Origin of the sequence: Nocardia sp. CS682 (genome assembly GCF_004634405.1) — a bacterium.
GTDB classification, from domain to species: domain Bacteria; phylum Actinomycetota; class Actinomycetes; order Mycobacteriales; family Mycobacteriaceae; genus Nocardia; species Nocardia ninae.
Genome location: NZ_CP029710.1, coordinates 3251270 through 3274169, shown reverse-complemented (window position 1 = coordinate 3274169; position 22900 = coordinate 3251270). Strand labels below are relative to the sequence as shown.

23 protein-coding genes are annotated in these 22900 nt (G+C 66.8%); 11 read left to right on the top strand and 12 right to left on the bottom strand.

The genetic code is table 11. The annotated features are described in order from the left end of the window. Positions 1–120 precede the first annotated feature (120 nt). Both DMB37_RS40515 and DMB37_RS14765 read right to left on the bottom strand, forming a co-directional pair. Positions 121–300: a YbdD/YjiX family protein gene (locus tag DMB37_RS40515; protein ID WP_107660914.1), complete on the bottom strand. Its 180-nt coding sequence runs from the start codon at positions 298–300 to the stop codon at positions 121–123. Positions 301–380: 80 nt separating this feature from the next. Further along, positions 381–2675: a carbon starvation CstA family protein gene (locus tag DMB37_RS14765; RefSeq protein ID WP_135233198.1), complete on the bottom strand. Its 2295-nt coding sequence runs from the start codon at positions 2673–2675 to the stop codon at positions 381–383. Positions 2676–3044: 369 nt separating this feature from the next. Here DMB37_RS14765 and DMB37_RS14760 point away from each other — a divergent pair, with 369 nt between their 5' ends. The 3 genes from DMB37_RS14760 to DMB37_RS14750 all read left to right on the top strand — a co-directional run bounded on the left by DMB37_RS14760 (position 3045) and on the right by DMB37_RS14750 (position 6111). Beyond that, entirely contained in the window at positions 3045–4328 is a 1284-nt protein-coding gene (locus tag DMB37_RS14760; protein WP_240772392.1) for a sugar ABC transporter substrate-binding protein, read from the top strand. 65 nt (positions 4329–4393) lie between these two features. Then, positions 4394–5272: a carbohydrate ABC transporter permease gene (locus DMB37_RS14755; RefSeq protein WP_135233196.1), complete on the top strand. Its 879-nt coding sequence runs from the start codon at positions 4394–4396 to the stop codon at positions 5270–5272. Positions 5273–5298: 26 nt separating this feature from the next. Next, positions 5299–6111: a carbohydrate ABC transporter permease gene (locus DMB37_RS14750; RefSeq protein WP_135237584.1), complete on the top strand. Its 813-nt coding sequence runs from the start codon at positions 5299–5301 to the stop codon at positions 6109–6111. A gap of 95 nt (positions 6112–6206) precedes the next feature. Here DMB37_RS14750 and DMB37_RS14745 read toward each other — a convergent pair whose 3' ends face one another. Then, the gene (locus DMB37_RS14745; protein WP_135233195.1) at positions 6207–6629 is read right to left on the bottom strand and encodes a VOC family protein; all 423 of its coding nucleotides are present in this window, start codon (positions 6627–6629) and stop codon (positions 6207–6209) included. 4 nt (positions 6630–6633) lie between these two features. Continuing rightward, the gene (locus DMB37_RS14740) at positions 6634–7476 is read right to left on the bottom strand and encodes an AraC family transcriptional regulator (RefSeq protein WP_135233194.1); all 843 of its coding nucleotides are present in this window, start codon (positions 7474–7476) and stop codon (positions 6634–6636) included. Positions 7477–7620: 144 nt separating this feature from the next. On the opposite strand from DMB37_RS14740, the gene DMB37_RS14735 reads away from it, so the two are divergent. Together DMB37_RS14735 and ychF are read left to right on the top strand one after the other, a co-directional pair. Further along, a complete protein-coding gene (locus DMB37_RS14735; protein WP_240772391.1) occupies positions 7621–8562 on the top strand; it encodes a zinc-binding dehydrogenase in 942 nt (313 codons plus the stop codon). Between the two features lie 171 nt (positions 8563–8733). After that, positions 8734–9813: a redox-regulated ATPase YchF gene (ychF, locus tag DMB37_RS14730; protein ID WP_135233193.1), complete on the top strand. Its 1080-nt coding sequence runs from the start codon at positions 8734–8736 to the stop codon at positions 9811–9813. Positions 9814–9888: 75 nt separating this feature from the next. Here ychF and DMB37_RS14725 read toward each other — a convergent pair whose 3' ends face one another. Then, positions 9889–11217 carry an RNA polymerase sigma factor gene (locus DMB37_RS14725; protein ID WP_135233192.1) on the bottom strand — a complete coding sequence of 443 codons (1329 nt, stop codon included), beginning with the start codon at positions 11215–11217 and terminating at the stop codon, positions 9889–9891. A gap of 189 nt (positions 11218–11406) precedes the next feature. Between DMB37_RS14725 and DMB37_RS14720 the strand changes: the two genes are divergently transcribed. Continuing rightward, positions 11407–11721, top strand: a complete 315-nt coding sequence (locus DMB37_RS14720; RefSeq protein WP_135233191.1) for a hypothetical protein — start codon at positions 11407–11409, stop codon at positions 11719–11721. Between the two features lie 18 nt (positions 11722–11739). On the opposite strand, the gene DMB37_RS14715 is transcribed toward DMB37_RS14720, so the two are convergent. After that, positions 11740–12123, bottom strand: a complete 384-nt coding sequence (locus tag DMB37_RS14715; protein ID WP_135237582.1) for a VOC family protein — start codon at positions 12121–12123, stop codon at positions 11740–11742. Positions 12124–12438: 315 nt separating this feature from the next. Between DMB37_RS14715 and DMB37_RS14705 the strand changes: the two genes are divergently transcribed. Together DMB37_RS14705 and DMB37_RS14700 are read left to right on the top strand one after the other, a co-directional pair. Next, a complete protein-coding gene (locus DMB37_RS14705; RefSeq protein WP_135233190.1) occupies positions 12439–13020 on the top strand; it encodes a TetR/AcrR family transcriptional regulator in 582 nt (193 codons plus the stop codon). Between the two features lie 107 nt (positions 13021–13127). Beyond that, positions 13128–13703: an NADPH-dependent FMN reductase gene (locus tag DMB37_RS14700; protein ID WP_135233189.1), complete on the top strand. Its 576-nt coding sequence runs from the start codon at positions 13128–13130 to the stop codon at positions 13701–13703. A gap of 169 nt (positions 13704–13872) precedes the next feature. Here DMB37_RS14700 and DMB37_RS14695 read toward each other — a convergent pair whose 3' ends face one another. The 3 genes from DMB37_RS14695 to DMB37_RS14685 all read right to left on the bottom strand — a co-directional run bounded on the left by DMB37_RS14695 (position 13873) and on the right by DMB37_RS14685 (position 17345). Beyond that, positions 13873–15702, bottom strand: a complete 1830-nt coding sequence (locus DMB37_RS14695; protein WP_135233188.1) for a lipase family protein — start codon at positions 15700–15702, stop codon at positions 13873–13875. 341 nt (positions 15703–16043) lie between these two features. Continuing rightward, complete coding sequence (locus DMB37_RS14690) at positions 16044–16361, bottom strand: hypothetical protein (RefSeq protein ID WP_135233187.1); 318 nt, start codon at positions 16359–16361, stop codon at positions 16044–16046. Positions 16362–16442: 81 nt separating this feature from the next. After that, entirely contained in the window at positions 16443–17345 is a 903-nt protein-coding gene (locus DMB37_RS14685; RefSeq protein ID WP_135233186.1) for a DMT family transporter, read from the bottom strand. A gap of 64 nt (positions 17346–17409) precedes the next feature. On the opposite strand from DMB37_RS14685, the gene DMB37_RS14680 reads away from it, so the two are divergent. After that, positions 17410–18240, top strand: coding sequence for an AraC family transcriptional regulator (locus tag DMB37_RS14680; RefSeq protein WP_206055252.1), 831 nt, complete (start codon positions 17410–17412; stop codon positions 18238–18240). 38 nt (positions 18241–18278) lie between these two features. On the opposite strand, the gene DMB37_RS14675 is transcribed toward DMB37_RS14680, so the two are convergent. Next, positions 18279–18761, bottom strand: a complete 483-nt coding sequence (locus tag DMB37_RS14675) for a MarR family winged helix-turn-helix transcriptional regulator (RefSeq protein WP_135233185.1) — start codon at positions 18759–18761, stop codon at positions 18279–18281. A 75-nt stretch (positions 18762–18836) separates the two neighbouring features. Here DMB37_RS14675 and DMB37_RS14670 point away from each other — a divergent pair, with 75 nt between their 5' ends. Beyond that, positions 18837–20294 (top strand): MFS transporter, encoded by a 1458-nt coding sequence (locus DMB37_RS14670; protein ID WP_135233184.1) that lies wholly within the window; start codon positions 18837–18839, stop codon positions 20292–20294. A 58-nt stretch (positions 20295–20352) separates the two neighbouring features. On the opposite strand, the gene DMB37_RS14665 is transcribed toward DMB37_RS14670, so the two are convergent. Continuing rightward, positions 20353–21003, bottom strand: coding sequence for an HD domain-containing protein (locus DMB37_RS14665; protein WP_135233183.1), 651 nt, complete (start codon positions 21001–21003; stop codon positions 20353–20355). A 153-nt stretch (positions 21004–21156) separates the two neighbouring features. Beyond that, positions 21157–22125 carry a YafY family protein gene (locus tag DMB37_RS14660; RefSeq protein WP_135233182.1) on the bottom strand — a complete coding sequence of 323 codons (969 nt, stop codon included), beginning with the start codon at positions 22123–22125 and terminating at the stop codon, positions 21157–21159. Between the two features lie 92 nt (positions 22126–22217). Here DMB37_RS14660 and DMB37_RS14655 point away from each other — a divergent pair, with 92 nt between their 5' ends. Then, on the top strand, positions 22218–22865 hold the full coding sequence (locus DMB37_RS14655) for a TIGR03086 family metal-binding protein (RefSeq protein WP_135233181.1): 648 nt from the start codon (positions 22218–22220) through the stop codon (positions 22863–22865). Positions 22866–22900: the final 35 nt, after the last annotated feature.

The window sequence follows — 22900 nt, the reverse complement described above, 5'->3', positions numbered from 1 at the left end:
TCACCCCTCCGGTGGGCCTGATCGATCCCCGAAGGCGGACGGGCCGAGCCGCGTGTACGCGGCTCGGCCCGTCGGTCGGCGGGGCAGAGCGGCACCCTCATCGCACCGCCCTGCCGTGCCTCAACAGCAGCGGTTCGTCGGATTGTTGTCCGCGTCCGCGTGCCGTGTCCGCCAGTACTCGCGTTCCGTCGGCACCTCGCAACCGGGATGGTTGCGGGCCAGATGGTCCACATACCGCCGGTAGTCCTGGCCGCCGAGAATCGAGTCGAAATACCAGACAACCTTGCGAAGCGCTGTCACGCAAGCGTTTCCAGCGTCGCGCAGGCGCCGCGGCACGGCCGATCGGGTGGACCGGCCGTCCCACGAGGCGTCCTGCACGGTCAATGAATCGCTTTCGCGTGCGCGGCGCCGGGTGCGCGGACCTTGCCTGATTCGATCAGGGCGTCCCATTCCCGTTGCACCTCCTTCTCGGCAGGGGTCGCGAAGAAGGCCTTCGGCGCGAAGATCTTCGACGGTTCGTCCTCGGACTCGCTGCTCGGCCCGCCACCCGCGCGCCAGGCACGCACACAGACCAGCACGCCGACGATGGCCACGACCAGCACCAGTACCGCGAAGATGATCGACAGGGTGCCCTGGATGAAGGTATTGCGCACCACCTTCTCCATGTCTTCGACCGTCTTGGCGGGTGCCAAGATCTTCCCGGCGTCCAGCGCGTTGCTGTAGTTGCTGTGCTGCTTCCAGTAGCCGATTTTCGGGTCGGCGGAGAAGATCTTCTGCCAGGACGCCGTCATCGTCACCGTCAGATCCCAGAACAGCGGCACCGCGGGAATCCAGGCCCACTTGATCAGGCCCTTCTTGATCACGATGGTCAGCACCACGGTCAGCGCGATCGCGGCGAGCAACTGGTTGGAGATGCCGAACAGCGGATACAGCGTGTAGATGCCGCCGAGCGGATCGGTGACACCCATCAGCAACACCGAACCCCAGGCGGCGACCACGATGGCCGAGCAGAGCCACGCGCCCGGCCGCCAGGACGGATCCTTGAACTTGCGGGCAGGCCCACCGAAGTTACCGAGCGAGTCCGACAGCATGAACCGCGCGACCCGGGTGCCCGCGTCGATCGTGGTGAGGATGAACAGCGCTTCGAACATGATCGCGAAGTGATACCAGAACGCCTTGAGCCCGGTGCCGCCGAGGAACCGGTGCAGCACCTCGGACATGCCGACGGCGAGCGTCGGCGCGCCACCGGTGCGCGAGACGATGCTGGTCTCGCCGACGTCGGAGGCCGCCTTGTTCAGGTCGGCGGCCGTGATCGGATCTCCGGCCAGCCCAAGGCTATTGGTGTAGGCCGCCGCCTTCTCCGCGGTGCCGCCGGTGAGACCTGCGCTCGCGTTCATGGCGAAGTACAGGTGCTGGTCGATGATGCTCGCGGTGATGATCGCCATCACCGCGACGAACGACTCCATCAGCATGCCGCCGTAGCCGATCATCCTGGCGTGCGACTGCTTCTCCAGCAGCTTGGGCGTGGTGCCGGAGGAGACCAGCGAGTGGAATCCGGACAGCGCGCCGCAGGCGATGGTGATGAACAGGAATGGGAACAGGCTGCCCGCGAAGGACGGGCCGTTACCGGAGAACGCGAACTCCGAGACGGCAGGCGCCTTCAGCACGGGCATGGTGACCAGTACGCCGACCGCAAGCAGGACGATCGTGCCGATCTTCATGAAGGTCGACAGGTAATCGCGCGGGGCGAGCAGCAGCCACACCGGCAGCACCGAGGCGATGAAGCCGTACAGGATCAGGCCCCACGCGATGGTGGTACCCGACAGCGTGAACCAGTCCTGGCCCCAGCCGGACCCGGCGACCCAGTTGCCGGAGATGATGGCCAGCATCAGTAGCGCGAACCCGATGAGGGAGACCTCGCCGACCGCGCCAGGCCGGAGGTAGCGCAGGTACACGCCCATGAACAGGGCGATCGGGATGGTCATCGCGATGGAGAACACGCCCCATGGGCTGCCACCGTGCAGCACCCCGTCCGGGCCCGGTGTCGCGGCCAGCGCGTTCACCACGACGATGCCGAGCACCGCGAGCAGGATCATCATGATCACCAGCACGGCGATGATCGCGGCCACGCCGCCGATCGCGCCGAGCTCGTCGCGGGCCATTTGCCCGAGACTGCGTCCCCGGCGGCGGGTCGAGGCCCACAGCACCAGGTAGTCCTGCACCGCGCCGGCGAACACGACGCCGATCACGATCCAGATCGTGCCGGGCAGGTAGCCCATCTGGGCGGCGAGGACGGGGCCGACGAGCGGGCCCGCGCCCGCGATGGCGGCGAAGTGGTGCCCGAACAGCACCCGCCGGTCCATCGGCATGTAGTCCTTGCCGTTTTCCAGGATCTCGGCCGGGGTGGCCTGGTCGTCGCGTGGTTTGACGATCTTGTATTCGATGAGCCTGGAATAGAACTGGTAGGCGAGCACGTAGGTGCTCACCGCCGCGACCACGATCCAGACCGCGTTGACGGACTCGCCGCGGGCGATGGCGATGATGGCCCAGGCGATCGCGCCGATTATCGCGATTCCGGCGAAAATGCCCTTTTTAACAGGCGTGATAGGCGAACGGTCCACGACACCCACGGGAGGTAGGTCGGGATCTGTCCGGAGGTATTCGATGGTCGCCATGCGAACTACTCTCCCGTGATATAGAGCTGGACTTGCTGAAACGTTCACAACGTAGCTGAACTGAAGCGGCTATGAGCCGGACTTAGTGAAGTCTGAACATTGCGACGCGGATCGAGATCGCCGCGACGACTCGTGCTGTGGGTTTCTCCGAGCGGGGCTCGATCCGGTACGCGGCGGGTATGGGTGGCCCGCGGGGCGTCAGCTGCCCGTCGGCCGATGTTCACGATCTCCGGGTGTTCGCGCGTGCGCGTGGGCGTGTTCCCTCGCACGGCGATGTTGCCATCCGTATGCTGCCATGCTGGCTCCGGCAGTCGCCGATCGGTCCGTTCCCTGCCGAGATTCACGTATCCACCGCCGTGGAGGAGCAACGTGTCACCGGTTCGTCGTCGCACCCTGCTCGGCTCGGCGCTGGCCGCGCCGCTGCTGACCGCGACCGGCTGCGGGTCCGCCGACGACGCGCTGACCTTCTTCTTCCAAGCCAGGCCGGAAGAGGCGCGGGTGCGACTGGCGATCATCGAGGAATTCCAGAAGCGGCACCCGGACATCAGGATTCGCACCATCATGTCCGGTCCGGATCCGCAGCAGCAGCTGCTCACCTACTGCGCGGGCGGTAAATGCCCCGACGTCGTGATGGCGTGGGAACTGCTCTACGCGGGGCTCGCCGAGCGTGGTGTGCTGCTCGATCTGCGGACACTGCTGAGCAAGGAATCCGAGTATGCGGAAAGGTTGCGCGCGGACAGCTATCCGGCGCTGTACGACACGTTCACCTATGCCGGTGGGCAGTACGCCTTGCCCGAGCAGTGGTCCGGGGTGTTCCTCTATTACAACCGGGAGCTGTTCGACGCGGCCGGGCTGACGCCACCCACTCGCTGGCGCGGCGCGTGGTCGTTCGACGAATTCCTCGACGCCGCGCGGACACTCACGCGACACCGGCAGTGGGGTTTCGCGGATGCGTGGGTGCCGTACTACTCGGCGGCCTGCTTCGGCATGAACAACGGCGCGGAGTGGTTCACGCCGTCGGTGGCGCCGACCAGGGCCAACCTCGGGGATCCCCGGTTCGCCGCGGGGTTCCAGTTCTACGCCGACCTCGCGGTGCGGCACCGGGTGGCGCCGAAAGTGGCTGACCAGCTGTCGGTTTCGGCACCGGATCTGTTCCGCGCGGGTCGGGCGGCGATGGTGCTCGGCGGGCATTGGTTGTACTCCGAATTCGCAGGGCAGGAGGGGCTTTCGATCGATGTAACCGTGTTGCCGGTCGGGCCGCAGGGCGGGCCCGGTGCGATCACCGACGTCGGCAGCACCGGGTTGGCCATCGCGGCGGGCAGTCCGCGTATCGAACAGGCGTGGGAGTTCGTCAAATTCGCTACCGGGCCGGTGGGGCAGGCCATCATCGCCGCCTCCGGACTGTTCGTGCCGGTGCTGAAATCGGCGATGGGTTCGCCGGGTTTCGCTGCCGCGCATCGGGAGATCCGCAACCTCGCCGTCTTCACCGAGGGGCCGGACAACTCCCGCCCGCTGCCGGTGACGCCCGCCTGGGGCAAGGTCTCCGCGCTGCTGGAGCGTGGAAGCAACCGTGTGCTGCGCGGTGCCGCCACCGCCGACTCGCTCGACGGTCGATTCACCGCCGACCTCGACGCGCTGCTGGACGCTCCGTGAGTGGCACACGGCTGCGGCGAATCGCGAGCAGGGCGCACCACCGTGTGCCACTCACAGAGCGCGGGATGCTGGCACGCAAGCGCGAGCGGGCGGGGTGGGCTTTCGTGGCGCCGAATGTGGGGGCGGTGGCGGTCTTCCTACTGTTTCCGCTCGGATTTTCGCTGTATCTGAGTTTTCATTCGTGGGACTTGTTCCGGCCGATGCGGTTCGTCGGGGTGGCGAACTATCAGCGGTTGTTCGGGGCGGATCCGTTGTTCTTGATCGCTTTGCGCAACAGCGCGGTGTTCACCGTGCTGACGCTGGTGCCGACGGTGCTGCTCGGCTTGGCGATCGCGGCGGCGTTGAACCGGAAGCTGGCCGGTATCGGGATCTTTCGGACGGTGGCGTTTCTGCCGTTGGTCGCGTCAACGGTGGCGATGGCGGTGGTGTGGCGGTTCATCTTCACCGAGGACGGGGTGCTGAATATCGGGCTCGGGTGGGTCCGGTTGGGGCCGGTGCCGTGGTTGACCGATCCGGATCTGGCGTTGGTTTCGCTGAGCGTGGTCACCGTGTGGAAGGGCGTGCCGTTCGCGACGGTCATTTTGCTGGCCGCGCTGCAAGGGGTGCCGGAGCCGCTGTACGAGGCGGCGAAGATCGACGGAGCCGGTGCGCTGCGGCGGTTTTCGGCGATCACGCTGCCGTTGATTCGTGGGCCGCTGTCGTTCGTCTTCGTGATCACCGTGATCAACTCGGTGCAGGCGTTCGATCAGGTGTACGCGCTCACCGGTAGCAATGGCGGACCGGAAACGGGGACTTATCTGCTGGGGATCATGTTGTTCCAGAATGCCTTCGGGTTCTATGAGGTGGGGTACGCGTCGGCGTTGGCGTGGGTGATCTTCGCGATCCTGCTGGTACTCACCCTGGTGCAGTTGCGGTTTGCCCGGCGGGGCGCGGTGGATCTGTGAGGGTGCGGCATGCGGTGCTGCGGCGGATGGTTCGTGGTGCGGGGATCTACGCGGTGTTGATCGGCATCGCGTGGTGCGCGTTGGCGCCGGTGCTGTGGGCGTTGTCCGGGTCGTTGAAGCGGGACGGGGAGATCGTCGAGCCGACGCTGCTTCCGGCGGACCCGCAGTGGTCCAACTACAGCACGGTGTTCGAGCTGCTGCCGCTCGGGCGGATGCTGGTCAACACCGCGATGTATGCGGTGTGTGTCACCGCAGGCCAGGTATTCTTCTGCTCGCTGGCCGGATACGCGTTCGCACGCTTGCGATTTCGCGGCCGAGAGGTGCTGTTCGTCGCCTACCTCGGCACGCTCATGGTGCCGTTGACCGTCACAGTGATTCCGCAGTTTCTGGTGATGCGGGCGTTCGGCTGGGTGGATACGCCGTGGGCGATGATCGTGCCCGGGCTGTTCGGCAGCGCGTTCGGTACCTATCTGATGCGGCAGTTCTTCGCCACGCTGCCGGTCGAATTGGAGGAGGCGGCCATCCTCGACGGCTGCTCCACCTGGCAGGTCTACTGGCGAGTGCTGTTGCCGCACACCCGTCCTGCCCTGATGGTGCTCGGGGTGCTCACCTGGATCACCGTCTGGAACGACTTCCTGTGGCCCCTGGTCATGATTCAGCGGAATGAGATCGCCACCGCCACACTGGGATTGGTGCGTCTGCAAGGGCAGTATCACACGCAGTGGCCGATTCTCATGGCCGCCTCGATGGTCATTCTGTTGCCGCTGCTGGTGGTGTACGGGGTCGGCCAACGCGCGTTCATTCGCGGCATGGCCATGTCCGGACTCGGTGGCCGATGAAGTTGCCTATGGCCCAACGGTATTGAATGCCGCCGGGCCTAGGCCCCCAGGTGAACTTACGCTGTGCTCCCGGCTGTTTTCCGCTGTGTTTAGGGCTATTCGCCCCAGTAGGTGCCGAAGCTCCAGAGGTTGCCCTCGGGGTCGCGGACGGTGAAGCCGCGCGAACCATAGTCTTCGTCGCGCAGGCCGCGCAGCACCTCGGCCCCGGCGGCGGTGGCACGCTCGAACAGCGCGTCCGGGTCCTCGCAGACGACGTAGGTCGAGTCGTTGCCCGGCACGCGCTTGCCGAACTCGCTCTCGTCCTTGCACGCGGAGCCGAACATCACGCCACCGCCGAGCGGCCAGCGCAGTTCGGCGTGCTCGACGATCGACGGGTCGTCGTCCCGGGTGTACATCGCGGTCTGCACGAAGCCGAAGGCTTCGACGAGGAAGGCGGACATGGCCCGTGCGTCGCGGAAGGTCAAAGTGGGCCACACGGCGGTGCGGGTGGCGGTCTCGGTAGGTGCTGGATTCGTCATGCCCTCAGCGTCGTCCGGCGGACCGGTCGGTGTCTTGGACGGATGGAATCTCCTCGCTCAACCAGTTCGTCGGGCTGGTTCCGGCCAACTCGGCGAAGTCGCGATTCAGGTGGGCCTGGTCGTAATAACCACAGCTGGCCGCCACCTGCGCGATGCTGATGTAGGACGGGGTGCGTTCGAGCATCCGCCGCGCCCGTTCGAAGCGGGTGATGCGGGCCGCGAGCTTCGGGCTCAAGCCGAACTCGTCGTTGAATCGGCGCGCGAGATGCTGTCTGCTCCAACCGATCTCCTCGGCCAGCGCGCCGACGGTCAGTACCCCGCCGGACCCGACGACCGACCGCCACGCCCACGCCAGCTCGGGTGCGACCACGCGATCGGGGGAGGCGAGGCGGGTCAGGATCCGATCGACGGTGGCGAAGCGCTCCGGCCAGCCGAGCGGTTCCTGCAACCGCTCCCACAGCTCACGGCCCAGCGGGCCGACCACATCGGCGCATTCCACCGAGGTATCCCAGAGTGCGGCGGCAGGCATCCCGAACAGCGCGCGGCTACCGAGCGGGGTCAGCGCGATCGAGACACCCTCCTGGTAGCCCTCGTGCGCGATGATCGCCGAGCTCGCCTGCAACCCGCTCACCGAACAGCGGTAGTCCTGCGGGGACTGGCTCGGATCCGTCTGCGCGACTACATCAATGGACGCGCCGATGCTGACGATGAACGTCATGTGCGCGGACGGCAGGCCACGATGCAGCCCCGCCGCGTACCCCACCATGCGATAGCCCATGTAGTGATCGATGAACGGCGCGAGCATGGGCGCCGGCCGCGCCGTCACCATCTCGGTGCTCGGCTCCATGCAGGTCACGGTACGCCGCACGGGAGGTTGTGCAAGGTGGGTCGGATGACTCCGTGGGTGGGTTACCGGCCCGTGAGATGGAGCACTCGGGGCCGAAATCGAGTAGGAGCGCACAGCGGGGGCTGGTTACCGTTGCGTCTTCTCATGAGCTTGGAGGTGTACATGCGGCGGGTCCAGTACGAGCACAGCGGTGGTCCTGAGGTGCTCGAGGTCGTGTCGGCCGAGGTGCCGACGCCGGGGCCCGGTGAACTGCTGGTCCGGGTCGAGGCGATCGGGGTGACCCTGCCGGTGGTGCGGAAGGTCCGCGAGCAGCGTGAGCCGATCGCGCTGGGTGGTGAGGTCGCGGGTGAGGTGGTCGCCGTCGGTGAAGGCGTCACCGGATACGCGCCGGGGTATCGGGTGACCGGGCTGGTGTTCGGGCACGGATACGCCGAGTACGCGCTGCTCGCGGTGGCGATGGCGACGCCGATTCCCGACGGGGCGTCCGCCGTCGACGCGGTCGCGCTGGTGCGCAGTGGTTTGGTCGCGCTTGGTGCGCTCGAAGCGGCGAGCCCGAAAGAAGGGGAGTCGGCGCTCGTCACGGCGGCGGCCAGTGGCGTGGGGCATCTCGCGGTGCAGCTCGCGCGAGTACGCGGGGCGGCGCGGGTGGTCGGTGCGGTGTCGGATCGGGCCAAGGCGGAGTTCGTGCTCGAGCTCGGTGCGGACGAGGTGATCGAGTACGGGCAGGAGTCGTGGGGTGAGCCCGTCGACTACGCGCTGGATGCGGTCGGTGGTGAGCTGCTCGGGCCCGCTGTCGCGGCGGTCGCACCCGGCGGGCGTCTGGTGGCCTACAGCTCCGGCGGCGGCACGATCGAGGCTTACGACCTGCTGGTCGGTGCGAAGTCGGTGATCGGGTTCCAGATCGCTCGCATCGCGAAGGGGCAGCCGGATCTGTACGACCACTGGCGGCAGGAGCTGTGGCAGTACGTCGCGTCCGGGCAGCTTCGGCCCGCGGTGCACGCGGAATTCGCGCTCGACGAGGCGGCCGAGGCGCACCGGGTGATCGAGGGGCGCGCCAACCTAGGCAAGGTCGTCCTCATCCCCTGACACCTCGATTCGGCTCGCTGGTCGCGCTGAATTGATCGCGCAGGACGGCCATACCGTGCACACCGGGTGCAAGGCCCGGTGCACGGTGTGGACGCCTGTGAGACTCGGGGGTTTCCGCTGGGGACGGGCGCGGGGCAGGGGATCGGGGTTGCGGCGTAGACTCTCGTCCTCGTGAGTCTCACTCTTGGAATCGTCGGTCTGCCCAACGTCGGAAAGTCGACGCTTTTCAATGCGCTGACCAAGAACGACGTGCTGGCCGCGAACTACCCGTTCGCGACCATCGAGCCGAACGTCGGCGTGGTGCCGCTGCCCGACCCGCGGCTGAACACCCTGGCCGAGATCTTCGGTTCCGAGCGCATCGTGCCCGCCGTCGTGTCGTTCGTCGACATCGCGGGCATCGTGAAGGGCGCCTCCGAGGGGGCCGGTCTGGGCAACAAGTTCCTCGCCAATATCCGCGAGGCCGACGCCATCTGCCAGGTGGTGCGCGTGTTCGCCGACGACGACGTGGTGCACGTGGACGGCCGCGTCGATCCCGCCGCCGACATCGAGGTGATCGAGACCGAGCTCATCCTCGCCGACCTGCAGACCCTGGAGAAGGCGGTCGTGCGGTTGGAGAAGGAAGCCAAGATCAAGAAGGACCGCAAGCCGGTCGCCGAGGCCGCGAAGGCCGCGCAGGAACTCCTGAACAACGGCACCACCCTGTTCGCCGCAGGCAACAAGGTGGATACCGAACTGCTCAAAGAACTTTCGCTGCTCACCACCAAGCCCTTCCTCTACGTCTTCAACGCCGACGAGTCCGTGCTCACCGACGAAGCGAAGGTCGCCGAGCTCAAAGCCTCTGTCGCACCGGCGGATGCGGTCTTCCTCGACGCCAAGGTCGAGGCCGAACTCCTCGAACTCGACGACGAATCCGCCCTCGAACTCCTCGAATCCATCGGCCAGACCGAACCCGGCCTGCACGCCCTCGCCCGGGCCGGTTTCCACACCCTCGGCCTGCAGACCTACCTCACCGCAGGCCCGAAAGAGTCCCGCGCCTGGACAATCCACCAGGGCGACACCGCCCCCAAAGCCGCAGGCGTCATCCACACCGACTTCGAACGCGGCTTCATCAAAGCCGAAGTGGTTGCCTTCACCGACCTCGTCGAAGCAGGATCCATGGCCGCTGCCAAGTCGGCGGGCAAGGTGCGGATGGAAGGAAAGGACTACGTCATGCATGACGGCGACGTAGTCGAATTCCGCTTCAACGTATAGCTTTTCGCTTCCGGCGGGTAAACAGTTCGCCGAATGGTGGTGGGCAGATCGGGGCTGAAGGCAGGGGCGTCCCGGTTATCGTCTGCCGCGGCACCAGTCCCACGGCACGCCTTGGTAACCGGGCTCGATGAGGCAGACGGTGGCCCTGCCGGCCGGTACGAAGGTGCAGGAGTCGCCGGTGGAGGTCGAACCCATGGGGCAACCCCACCACGTGAGCGTTGCGTCGGGTGACGCGTATTCGCCTCGTTGGGATGTGAGCGTTACGCGGGTGCCGGGGCGTAGCCGGACGTCGCAGTTGCTCCGCTGCACCGGGGTGCACGTCTGTCCGGTCGGCGCGACGTACACCGCGTAGGCGGCGGGGACCCAGATCTCCAGCCGCACCGTGTTAGGTGTGTTCGGTAGCTTGTCGAAGACGTTGGGGAACAGTTTGGGTCCGAGCGTGCCGACGAGGGCAATGATGAATACCACCTTCAGCAAGCCGAAAAAGCCATCCAGTAGCCAATTGTTTTTCTCGACTTTCTTGTCGGCGCCCCCGTCCAGTGCCACGCCTGCGGCGGCGAGGCGCACGCCATCGTGCTTGTCACTGCGATCGCGTTCTTCTTCATCGAGGAGTCGACGGATGATCTCGGGTATTTTCTCCAACAGCTCCGGCGCAATGAGAATCGGGATCAAAACCGGCGAATAGACCATTTTGAGGCGGACCTGCTGTTGGTCGCAGGTGCCACAGTTATCGCATTTGCGGCAGGTGCCGAGGTGGCGGACGATGCGTTGCCGCAGGACGCGGGTGAACTGCTCGTCGCCCCCGCCATGCCAGCCGGACCGATCGAGAATTCCGGCCAGTTGAGCGCAGAAAGGCCGACCATGCTTGGCCAGGATCAGGGCACCGAACCCCTCATCCAGTCGAATCTTGTTCTCGTAGGCGAATTTGTAGGCGTTCTTCGCGGTTACTGAAAGGGCGGTGGCCAGCGCCTTTCCGTGTAATTCCTGACGTATATGGAATTGGTAGATCTTCCGCTGCTGCGAAGTGAAGGTCGTCGCGACGATGTCGAGCATGCGATTGACCTCGTCCAGTCTTCGCGAGCTGTCCAGCTCCTCGTCGTTCGTCGTCAAGGTCTTCAGGGGCAGGGGCCCCTCGCTACTGCGGCTTCGGCGGTCCTCGTGACATCGGTTGCGAGCGATCCCGCACAGCCACGCCCGCAGTTTGTCGGGCTCCCGCGGGTTCTCCCCCCGGACAAGTTCTTTCGTGGCGACCTCGACGGCGTTCTGGACGACATCCGCAACGCGATCGAGGTCATCGAGGTTGTAGACGCAGACGGTGGACATGGCCTTGTGGTAGCGCCGGAAGATCTCGTTGAGTGCCGCTTCCTGCTCGTCCCGGTCGATCGGGCGTCGGGCGCGTTCCACCAGCCCAGTGTCCGAGACTCGGACCCAGCGGGGCTCGGTAGGCATCACTAACCCCCGGGGCATTCCTGAGAGTTCCCTGAGAACCCTGACAACTTCGGGGGAGATTTCGGCCGTCCCGCTCCCAAGCCTCCACAACCACAATTTCGAGGAGGTACATCATGATCGATAATGCGTACGGCGTGGTGGGGCGTGAGCGCCATGGGTAGCTCGAGAACCGTTGGCAGCCTGGCGTTTGCAGCACTGGCGGCGGTGGGCCACCACACCCTCGGATTAGTAATCGGCGCCATGGTGCTGGTCCTCGCCGTGCTGGTTCCCGTTCTTGCGCAGGCCATCTCGGAACTGTTCTGGCTCAGGGCGCTGAACAAGCCCGAAAATAACCTCCGCTGGATACTCAACCACGCTGCCTCGCTCAGCGAGGCAGAACGCATGATACGGCTTTTGCGTGGTGCTCAGCGCGACATACTGGACGCCCGAATTAAATCCGGGCAAAGTCCACGGCGGTGATCATCGCGGACGGAGGTCTCACCACTCGCGTTCTTCGGATACGCCGATGATGTAGCCGTCGGGGTCTTGGAAGTAGAACAGCTTCATGCCGTGTTCGGTGTGTTCTTTGATCACGTTGACGAGGGGGCGGATTTTGGTGGTGTAGGCCTCGTGGTCTTTGACGGAGAGGTAGAACATGCCGAAGGCTCCGGTGGGGAAGTTTTGGAGTTGGGGGAGCCATTGGCGCAGGTTGTCTGCGTTGTAGACCATGAAGGCGAAGTTGCCTTGCCAGGTGAGCATGCGGATGTCGTCTTCGGGGTTGTCGCTGCCCGGGGCGGCTTCGAAGCCGAGGCTTTCGTAGAAGGTGACGGACGCGGTGGTGTCCGCGACGCCCAAGCAGGGGGCTACGCCGGTGGCTTTCATGGGGAACTCCTTCTGGAGGTTGGGATTTCGAGTGATGTCAGGCGCCGGTTCATGGCTGGCTGATGCAGAAGGCTGGCCGGAAGGGTCGAGTAGGACGGTCCAGTTTTCGCCGCCGGGCCGGTGGTCGGGTTTGGTTGCGAATGGCGGCATCATCAGGGTGCTCGTACCGCTGGGCGAATGTTGAGCAAATCGCACTGAGTACATTTGTACCTTACGACGCCACGGTGCGACAGTGGGTTGTGACACATATCGCATCAGGGTACATATGTACCCTGATGGGCATCTACCCGCGGAAAAAGTTCTGATGGAGGCGCAGTGGCCGACGAACCAGCCGTCCAGGCCAAACCTGTCCGGCGACGGCGGTTCGATCCGCACCGCCGCCGACGCATTGCGGAAGCCGCGATCCAGGTCATCGGCGAACGCGGCGTGGAGGGTCTCACGCACCGGGCCGTCGCCGAGGCGGCGGACGTTCCGATCGCGGGCACGACGTACCACTACAAGGACAAGGAAGACCTGCTCCAAGCGGCGCTGGAAATCTGTGTGGCCGACTATGCCGCGATCATGGCGGCCATCCCATCGAGCAATCCCGATCTGACGATCGCCGATGTCATCGACCAGACGGCGGATGCGCTCATCGGATGCTTCACCACCGAGCGCACCATCACGACCGTCCAGCTCGAGCTGTATGTCGCGGCTATTCGACGCCCCTCGCTGCGGCCGATCGCCGACCGCTTCATCGGGGCTACTCGAACGATGTATGCCCACTACACCGATCAGCCCACGGCCACCCTGCTCGCCGACGCCGCGCAGGGAATTACGTTGCGCGGCATGGCAAGTGCTGAGCCCCCAACCCTGGATCAGATCCGCGACCTACTCCTTCGCTGCCTGCCCCGGTAGTCGGCGTGCCCCGGGGTCGGCTGGTCGCCGATGCGCCGACTTGACCTGAACCATTGTTGATGTTCGACGCTTGCAGTCATCACCTGCACACGTCGAAAGGAACTGTCATGACGGAGAATCCGATTCAGCTCGCAGTGATTGTGGGAAGCACCCGGCCGGGGCGCTTCGGCCCCACGGTCGCCAACTGGTTCGTCGAACATGCAGAACAACGTGCCGACATCGCGATCGAACTCATCGATTTGGCGGAAGATGAACTGCCCCGGCATGCTTCGGACCCCGCAGGCACCCGCTCATCGCAGCCCGTCGGTGCGCGACTTGCGGCAGCCGACGGGTTCGTCATCGTGACACCTGAGTACAACCACAGCTACCCGGCGCCCCTCAAAAGCGCGATCGATGCTCATTACACCCAGTGGCAGGCCAAGCCGATCGGATTCGTCTGCTACGGAGGCGTTTCCGGCGGCCTGCGCGCCGTCGAACACCTCCGCCACGTGTTCGCCGAACTCCACGCCGTCACCGTCCGCGACACTGTGAGCTTCCACGGCGCCGCCCAAGTCTTCGACGGGACAGGCAAACCCACGGACCCGAAGCCTGCGGCCGCAGCCGCCGACCAACTCCTCGACCAACTCGTCTGGTGGGGAGCTGCACTCCGTTCGGCCCGCGCCGAACGCCCCTACGTGGCCTGATCAGCGCGTGGCGCGGTGCGGGCCCGGGTGATCCTTGCGACGGATGCAGGCGACACCGGCGCGGGGAAGCACGGCGCCACAGCGTGGTTCGCCGCGCTCGCCGACGATCCGGCTCAGGGTAGCCAGCATTGACTCCAGCGCGCGCCGAGGCGGCGGCGGTCGAGTGTGGCTAGTGGCCGGTGAGGGTGGCGGGGAGGGGTTGGCCGCAGTTGTTGGGGGTGGGGGTGTGGGTGAGGTGGTCGGCGAACCATTGGATGACGCGGGGGGCGACGGCTTTTTCGTTGGCGTTGTCGTGGCCGACGCCGGGGTTCCACTGGGTGGTCACGGGGGTGCCTGCGGTGCAGTAGCGGTCGACGAGGGCGGCGGTGAATTTTGGGGGGACGAGGGTGTCGTCGAGGCCTTGGGCCAGGTAGACGGGGATGCCGGGGGGCATGTCTGGGGCGCGGTTCTCCTCGAAGGCGCGGCGCCAGGCGGGGTCGGCGAGGGGGTCGCCGTTGAAGTAGTCGCCCATGCCGGGGACGATGGTGAGGCGGGCGAACAGTGCCGCGAAAGGTGTTGCGGCGCAACCGGCCGCCGCCATTTCCTGGTTGCGCGCGGCGGCCTGCGGGGTGAGCAGTGCGTTGGGGTCGAGGTGGGGGTAGGCCTTGGCGTACTGGGTGGTGAGGAAAGGGGTGACGGCCCAGCCGTTGAGGAGTTGGGGCGGACTCTCGCGGAGGATGCCCGCGATATCGGAGGCGGGCGCGGTCGCGGCGTCGGCGACGAGGTGGAGTTCGGGGGCGTAGGTGGGCGTTTGGGCGGCGGCGGCCAGGGAGATGAGGCCGCCCTGCGAGACGCCGTAGATCAGCATGTCGTTGCCCGCATGCGTGTCGGGCAGATTGCGGGCGGCGCGGGCGGCGTTCACGGTGTCGCGGCCCTGATCGGTGGCGACGAGATAGTGCTCGCCGTCGCCGGTGCCCGCGGCGCCGGCGTAGTCGCTGGCGGCGACCACCCAGCCGCGGCCGAGCGCGTCGTTGAGCCAGGGCATCGATGAGGCGATCTCGGATTGCCTGCTCGGCGCGCATTCGGCACCCAGACTGACGGTGCCGTGCGCGAAGTTCAGGATGGGTCGATCGGTGCCGTCGGTGAGCGGCGTCCAGATCATGCCGGAGGACACCGTTGGGGTGCCGTGCCGGTCCTGCGACCAATAGAGGATGCGCTGGCCGTGTCCGTTCACGCCCGGTAGCGACATCGGGGCCGAACGGATCACGGTGCCCGGCGGGCCAGGTGAAATGCCTTGTGGCACTTGATAGAACGCGTCCAGTCGAGTTTGCTCCGCGTCCTGTCGGGCAGCTTGGGTGACGACCGTTCCATACCAGCCGACCGCCACCGCGAGCACGACCAGCTGCACGCTCACCGCGACGGGCCGCCACCAGCGCAGCGTGCTCGCGCGGGGCAGCGGAGCAGTCAGCCGGACACCGCGGACCACCATCGCCGCGCCGGTGATCAACAGCGTGATGATGGTCCACGCGGTGAAATCCAACCCGGTACGAAACGGCAGCGTCGCGAGGATCACGCCGGCGAGCACCTGCCAGCCCGCGAACGCCGCGGAGGCGACGAGTACATCATCGCGGCGTGCACCGGCCGTCAGCCCGCAAACGCCGAGCCCGATCCAGCACGCCCCGACCCAGAGCAACGACGTCGACACCGACATGGTCAGTGCGGCAATGCCGAGCGCACCGAACCCGGTGGCGACAAGCGCCTCGACGCCCAGCAACCGTTCGGCGCGCACGTATCCGGCGGACTCGTGGACCGGCAGCTGACTATCGGCCCGTGCCCACCACCACCGCGCGGCCGCTGACCCGCCGAGCATCAGCATCGCGGCCGCGACAACAACCCGTCCCTCGATGAGCGAGACACCGAAGGGCGAGTACAGGAGAACACCCGACACGAACACGGCCAACCCGGGCAGCCACCACGCGATCCCGCGTAGGTTCCAGGTCCGGGCCTGACCGCGGGTCACGCCTGCACCTCGCTGGTGAGCAGCTCATCCGCGCGCGGGGATGCGTTGTGCCTGCGGTTCACACGCAGACACCCGCTCACGACTGCGCCTCGCTAGCACTCGGCTCCGCTGGGCTCGCAGGAGCACTGTCCCGTCGGTTCACTCGCTGACGCTCGCTCACGGCTGCGCCTCGCTGACGCTCGGCTCCGCCGTGCGCGAGGGCGCACTGTGCCTGTGGTTCACTCGCTGACGCTCGCTCACACCGCGGCCTCCGTCCTTCGGTTACGCGGCAAAAAGCTGGATGCCGACAACTCTACGGACGGCTGACGAACGGTCGATGTGATCTTCGTCGGCCTGTGGCTTCAGCGGTCCCGCCACCGCCGTCGCGCCCATTTTCGCGCCGCCGGGCTGACGGCGAGAATTGGGAGCAACAGAACGAATCCGACCAATGCGACCGGAATCAGCAGGTAGATGAGTAGTTCGCCGAGGATTTGAACGATGGTCGGAATCGCGAACGGGACCGCCAGCGCCGCGAGCGTGATCGCCACCGGGTAGGCCCCACCCGAGGCTGCGGCGATCGCCGCGATGGCGAATCCGGCCGCGAGGACGAGCCCCAACAGGGCGACGAGATAGTTGTCCCACCATGCGTGTTGTTTCGTGTGAATCGAAGCGCCTCCCAAGACGTCGGGTCCGACCCAGCCGCAGAGCCTAGCGCGGTGTCACCACCATGACCGGCGAAGGCACGGAACACATTGTGCTGGTCAGGAACTCAGCGTGACAGGCTGAACGGTCGGTGGTATCGCTTCGCGCGGCGTTTCCTTGCGTGTGTTCAGCCAAGCGCCCACGAACATCAGCGCCGCCCCGACACCCTGTACCGGCGCGATCGTTTCACCGAGAACGACCCAGGCGCCGGCCAATCCGAATGCGGGCACCAGGAACATGGCGGTCGCGGCGGTGGCCGGCCCGACCTGTCCGACGGCGCGGTAGTAGAGGACATACGCCAGCGCGGTCGGCAACACCCCGAGATAGGCCTGGTTGAGCCAGAATTCGGGACCGAGCTCGGACCACGCGACGCCCGGCAGCGCCGGTGCCGCGAACACGCCCAGCGCCGCCGTGCCCGCCGCGGACGCGTAAACAGTGACGGTCGGTGCGGCGAGCCGAGCCAGGATCGGCGCGCCGAGCATGGTGTAGCAGGCCCAACAGGCCGCAGCGCCCAAGAAGACGAGATCGCCGAGCAGGCGTTGCCCGCCGGACGACGGGATGCCGACGAAGAAGACGACACCGCCGATCACCGCGGCGGCAAGGCCGAGCGCTCGCGCACCGGACGGGCGCGTACGCGAGCGCACGGCCAAGACGACGACGGTGATGACCGGCGCGGTCATCGGCACGATCACGCTGCCGTCGGCCGCGGGCGCGAGGGACAGACCGAGGAAGAACAGCACGTTGTAGCCGAAGACGCCGATCAGGCCGAGCCCGGCGACGCGGGCCGCCTCCGTCGTCGGCAGTCGGGGCAGCCGCAGCACGATCACCAGCACCACGGTGCCCAGCAAGAACCGCAGGAACCCGGCGACCTCGTGCGGCACATCGTGCACCGCCAGCTTCGAGGAGGCGAACGCGCTGCCCCACAACGCCATGACCAGCACAAGCAAGAGTCGAATACGCACGCTTGCGATCCTGGTTCCGAGACCGGTGCGCGGTATTGAACGCTGGTGCGGTGACAATGGTTCGGTGGCCGAGCAGGAATGGGTGACGTACCGGCGGATGGCGCACCGCCCGGTCGAGGTGATGCACGCGCACTTCGAGCGGCACGTCTACCACCTGCACAGCCATGAGACGTACTCGTTCGGGCTCACCGAGTTCGGCGCGCAGAGTTTCGATTGCCGCGGTGCGTCACGGGTGAGCGCGGCGGGCATGGTGATGGCGTTCAACCCGGACGAGCCGCACGACGGTCACAGCACCACCGAGCTCGGTTTCACCTACTCGATCGTGCACATCGGCACCGAGCTGATCACCGATCTGCTGTCCGACCAGACCGGGCGCCCCACCGGTCTGCCGCTTTTCGCCGACCCCGTCTTGCCGGACCCACTGTTGTCGTCCGCGCTACATCGACTGTGCGCCAGCCTGATTCAGCCCGCCACCGAGCTGGCCGCGGACGAGGCGCTGGCCGCTTCGGTCGCCGCCATGGTGCGCCGCGGTGCCCGCCGTCCGCTGGTGAACTCGTCGGCCACCCTGCACGGCGGCGCGAGCGCCGATATCGCCCGCCGCGTCCGCACCGTTCTCGACGACCGCTACCTCGACCCTCTCTCCATGGACGACCTCGCCGAAGCCAGCGGCTGCAGCCGTTTCGCCCTCTACCGCGCCTTCCGCACCAATTACGGTCTCTCCCCGAGCGATTACCAACGCCTGCTCCGCCTCCGTGCCGCCCGCCGTCTCATCGCCGCAGGCCATCCCGTCGCGCGAGCCGCCACCGAATCCGGCTTCGCCGACCAAGCTCACCTCACCCGCTGGTTCCGCCGCTGCTACGGCATCACCCCCGGCATCTACGCCACCGCAGCCTGAATCGCGAAAACCGGGGCGGTACCAGGTAACCGGATCGGCTACCGCACCTCGGGCGGCCGCGGCCACGGGTTGTCTTCGATGTGTTCGACGGACTGGTTGAAGCGGGCGATCAGCCTGCTCAACTGGTCGACGTCGGTGTCGTCCCAGTCGGCGACGACCGTGCCGATCCCTTCGCGGCTCTGTCGGCGGTCGGCGGCCAGTACTTCGAGACCTTTGCTGCTGGCTTGGATCTTGCGGGCGATGCCGCCGTCGGGGTCGGGGACGCGGTCGACCAAACCCTGCTTGAGCATCGCGGCGACCTGGCGGTTGATGGTGGAGATGTCGAGTTGGAAGGCTTCGGACAGCTCGCGCAGGCTCAGGGCGGTATCGAATTCCAGCCTGGTGAGGATGAGAAAGGCCGAGCGGTCGAGCTGGAAGCCGGGGCGCCGGAGTAGCGACGCGGGGAAGTGCCGGGCGAGCAGGGTCAGCTCGAAGACCAGGCGGGTGAGGGCCGCGTTGTCGGCGGGACCGGATTCGGACATGGCGCTCACTATGTCGTGTTCGTCACGACGATATCAAATTGTGCACGATACACATCGTGTGTAGCGTGCACATTCGTGACTGTTGCTGCCGACGCGTCTTCGACCGCCTCCGATACCGATGACGGACGGCGCCCGGCGCCTGCCGTGCTCATCGCGACCCTCGGTATGGTCGGTGTCGTCGTCTCGCTGATGCAGACGCTGGTCATCCCGATCATTCCGACGTTGCCCGACCTGCTGAACACCTCGGCGTCCAACGCCTCCTGGGTGGTCACCGCGACCCTGCTCGCCGGTGCGGTGGCGACGCCGATCAGCGGTCGCCTCGGCGACATGTTCGGTAAGCGACGGGTGCTGTTCGCCAACCTGCTCTCGCTGGTCGCCGGCTCGGTGGTCTGCGCGACCTTCTCCGCGCTGGTCCCCGAGATCATCGGGCGCTCGCTGCAGGGTGCGGCGGTCGGCGCGATCCCGCTGGGCATCAGCATCATGCGCGACGAACTGCCCGCCGAGAAGGTGGGTTCGGCGATGGCGATCATGAGCGCGACGCTGGGCGTCGGCGGCGCCCTCGGCCTGCCGCTGGCCGCGGTGATCGCGCAGAACGCGGACTGGCACATGCTCTTCTGGACCGCGGCCGGCCTCGGCCTGGTCTGTGCCGTCCTGGTTTTCGTCTTCGTGCCGGAGTCGCCGGTGCGCACCCCGTCCCGGTTCGATTTCGGTGGCGCGCTGGGTCTTTCGATTGCACTGCTGGCGTTGCTGATTCCGATCACCAAGGGTGCGGACTGGGGCTGGGGCAGCCCGACGACCCTGATCCTGTTCGCGGTGTCGCTGGTGGTGTTCCTCGGCTGGGGCTGGTACGAGCTGCGTCAGGGTGCGCCGCTGGTCGACCTGCGGGTCTCGGCGCGGCCGCGGGTGCTGTTCACCAACGTGGCCTCGATCGCGGTCGGCTTCGCGCTCTACGGCATGTCGCTGACCTTCCCGCAGCTGCTGATGGCGCCCGAACAGACCGGTTACGGCTTTGGCCTGAGCATGGTCAACGCCGGATTGGCGCTGGCGCCAACCGGTTTCGTGATGATCCTGCTCTCGCCGGTGTCGGCGAAGCTGTCCGCCGCGCGCGGTCCGAAGATCACGCTGGCGCTCGGCTCCGCGGTGATCGCGGCGGGCTACCTGTGCGCCGTGGTGCTGATGAACAGCGTCTGGGAGATCATGCTGGCGTCGATGATCGTCGCGGGCGGCGTCGGCCTCGCCTACGCCGCGATGCCCGCGCTGATCATGGGTGCGGTGCCGATCACCGAGACCGCGGCGGCCAACGGACTCAACTCGCTTATGCGCTCCGTCGGTACGTCCACCTCGTCGGCGGTGATGAGCGTCGTGCTCGCGCACATGACCATGCAGCTCGGCGTGCACGTGTTCCCGTCCCGCGACGGATTCCACACCACCTTCCTCATCGCCACCGCGGCTGCCGTGGTCGCGATCGTGCTGACCACGCTGATCCCGATGCGCAAGGCGCCGGATGCGGCGGCGACGGTGGGACACGCCTGACCTGAACCGAATCGAGGCCGACCCGAGTTCGCTCGGGTCGGCCTCGGCTGTTTCCGGGTCAGTTACCCCAGCGGCTCACTTGGGCAGCTTTCTCGATCAGGGTTGTCTCGCCCGGCTGAGCCCGTACCCGCAGGAATTCGGCGGCCGGGGAGAACGGTGGCGCCTTGGTCGGTCGTGCCGTCGCCTGCTCGACAATGATGTCCACCAGTGCGGTAGCCATCGAGTGCCGCGGATACCGGTCGTGGATCGCCGCGCCGACCTCATCGCTGATGAACGCGCTCTCGGCGCCGAAATCCAGCACGATCCCCATGCGGGTGAATTTGCACAGGGCGTTGCGATTTTCGGCGATCTGCGAGGACGTGTGCAGCGCTATCGCATCCCAGACCGCGTCGACGGCCGCGGCCTCGAGGCCGTGCTCGGTCAGGAACTCCGCGGCTTTGTTCGCCCCGTCGACCTCGAAGCGCAGGTCGCCGTTGGCCGCATCGCTGAGGCCGATGTCGTGTAGCAGGCAAGCGGCGAACAGTAGCTCGGTGTCGTAGTCTGCCGCCGGCTTTGCCCCGGCGTGCTCGGCGAAGAGTCTCGCGAACAGGAAGCTGCGGATGCTGTGATGGGCGACCTCCGGTGTCTCCACCCGCAGCACCAGCGCCAGCACGTGCTGGGCAAGCGCCGTCTGTGGCAGCGCCAGTGCCGTCGTTGTCTGGCTGGTCATCCGCGACCCCTCTCACATCGACCTGGAAGGAGCGCCGATACAGGCAACTGGACAGTGAAATGCCTGCAAGCATAGGAGAGGCGGCGACCAGCGGGGGCGTGAGAAGTGATACAGCACGTGCTGGGAACTTCGACCGGCCCGCCACCGACACGGCTAGGGCGCGGTGGCCTCGGTGTAGCGGCGGGCCAGGGTGCGGATGTGCGCGACCAGCTCGGGTGGGCCTTCGACACGGAAGTCCATCATCAGCATGCTGAGGTAGATGGCGATGGTTTCCAGGGCGTCGGCACCGGTCAGCAGTACACAGGTGTCGGCGTCGACGGCTTCCACGACACCGACCGCGGGATTGATTCGGGCGATGACGGTTTCGGCGGGGGCCAGCACGGTGACCCGCGCGTGCACCTTCCAGCCGGTGCTGGCGATGTGCCGCATGACGAAGGCAACCAGGTCGTCGTCGGGGAGGGCGCGGGCGGCGAAGCGGCGGCTGCCCGGCCTCGCCTGCTGGATTCTGGCGACGGGAATCGCACTCCAGGAATGGGTTTCGAGATGGTAGGCGACCAGGTACCAGCGGCGCTGCCAATTGATGAGTCGATATGGCTCGACTTCCTCGTGGTGCACGGGGTCGATCTGCTCGATGGAAACCGTTGCCCCGTCCCGGATAGCACCGGCCAGCGTGGTCAGGACCGCGGCCGGGACCGGGGCATCCGGTTCCCTGGAGCCGGTGGTGGCCGGGCCGATGGCGGTGGCCTCGCGTAACGCGGTCACCTTGCGCTGCAAGCGTTTCGGCAGGATCTGGTCCAGTTTGGCCAGGGCGCGGGTGACGTTGTCGCTGATATCCGCGATCCCGGTGGCACCGTCCTCGGCCAGTCCGACGGCGACCGCGACGGCCACCGCTTCGTCGTCGTCCAGCAGCAGCGGCGGCATGGTGGAGCCGCGACCGAGCCGGTAACCACCGATCGCGCCACGTTGCGCCTGCACGGGATAGCCAAGATCGCGCAGGCGCTGGATGTCGTTGCGCAGGGTGCGATCGGTGATGTCCAGCCGCTCGGCCAGTTCCCGGCCGGTGTGGGCGCGGTCTTGTAAAAGCGCCAGCAAACGCAGCACGCGCACTGTGGTCGGCGTCACATCAAGCCTCCGGAAAATTAGGAACGATATCAGCCTAATGGACTCATAAGCTCATGTCAGAAGCAAGGAACACCCACTCGAAAGGCCCTGACATGAACGCCACCAGCACCGCCATCGCCACCCTGAACCCCGTCTGGCGCGACGTGCTCGCCGAGTCCTACCGCGCCCTGGCAACCGTGGTCGCCGGCGTCCGCGACGACCAGTGGCAGCTGCCGACCCCGTGCTCGGCGTGGAATGTGACGCAGGTGGTGCAGCACGCCGCGGGCGATCAGCTCGCCTACGCCGCGACCCTCGGCATCGGCGGCGGGCCGTCCGAGAACCCCTTCGAGCCGTCCGGACACATCGACGGCGCACCGGCCGCGCTGGTCGGCGACGCGATCGAGCAGACCGCCGCTGCCTGGGCGACCGTCGCCGACGGCACCGAATCCGTGCCGACGCCGCTGCCGCACGGCGTCCTCGCCACGCCGGTCGCCGCCGTGATGGGCGCGCTGGACGCCGCGGTGCACGCCTGGGACATCGCGATCGCCACCGGCCAGCCGTCGCCGCTGACCGAGGAATTGGCCGGCTATCTGCTCACCGCCGCGCGCTCCGGCCACCCCGCACCCGGCAGTGGCGAGGAGACGGAAATCGTTGAGCCGCTCCGTCAGTGGGGCGCTTACGCTGCGATCGTCGACGGTAAGTCCGAGGACACCGCGGTCGACCAACTGCTGCGCTACCTCGGTCGTGACCCGCAGGCCTGAGGCAGCGAGCGCGGCGCCGCTCCGGTTCGTCGCCG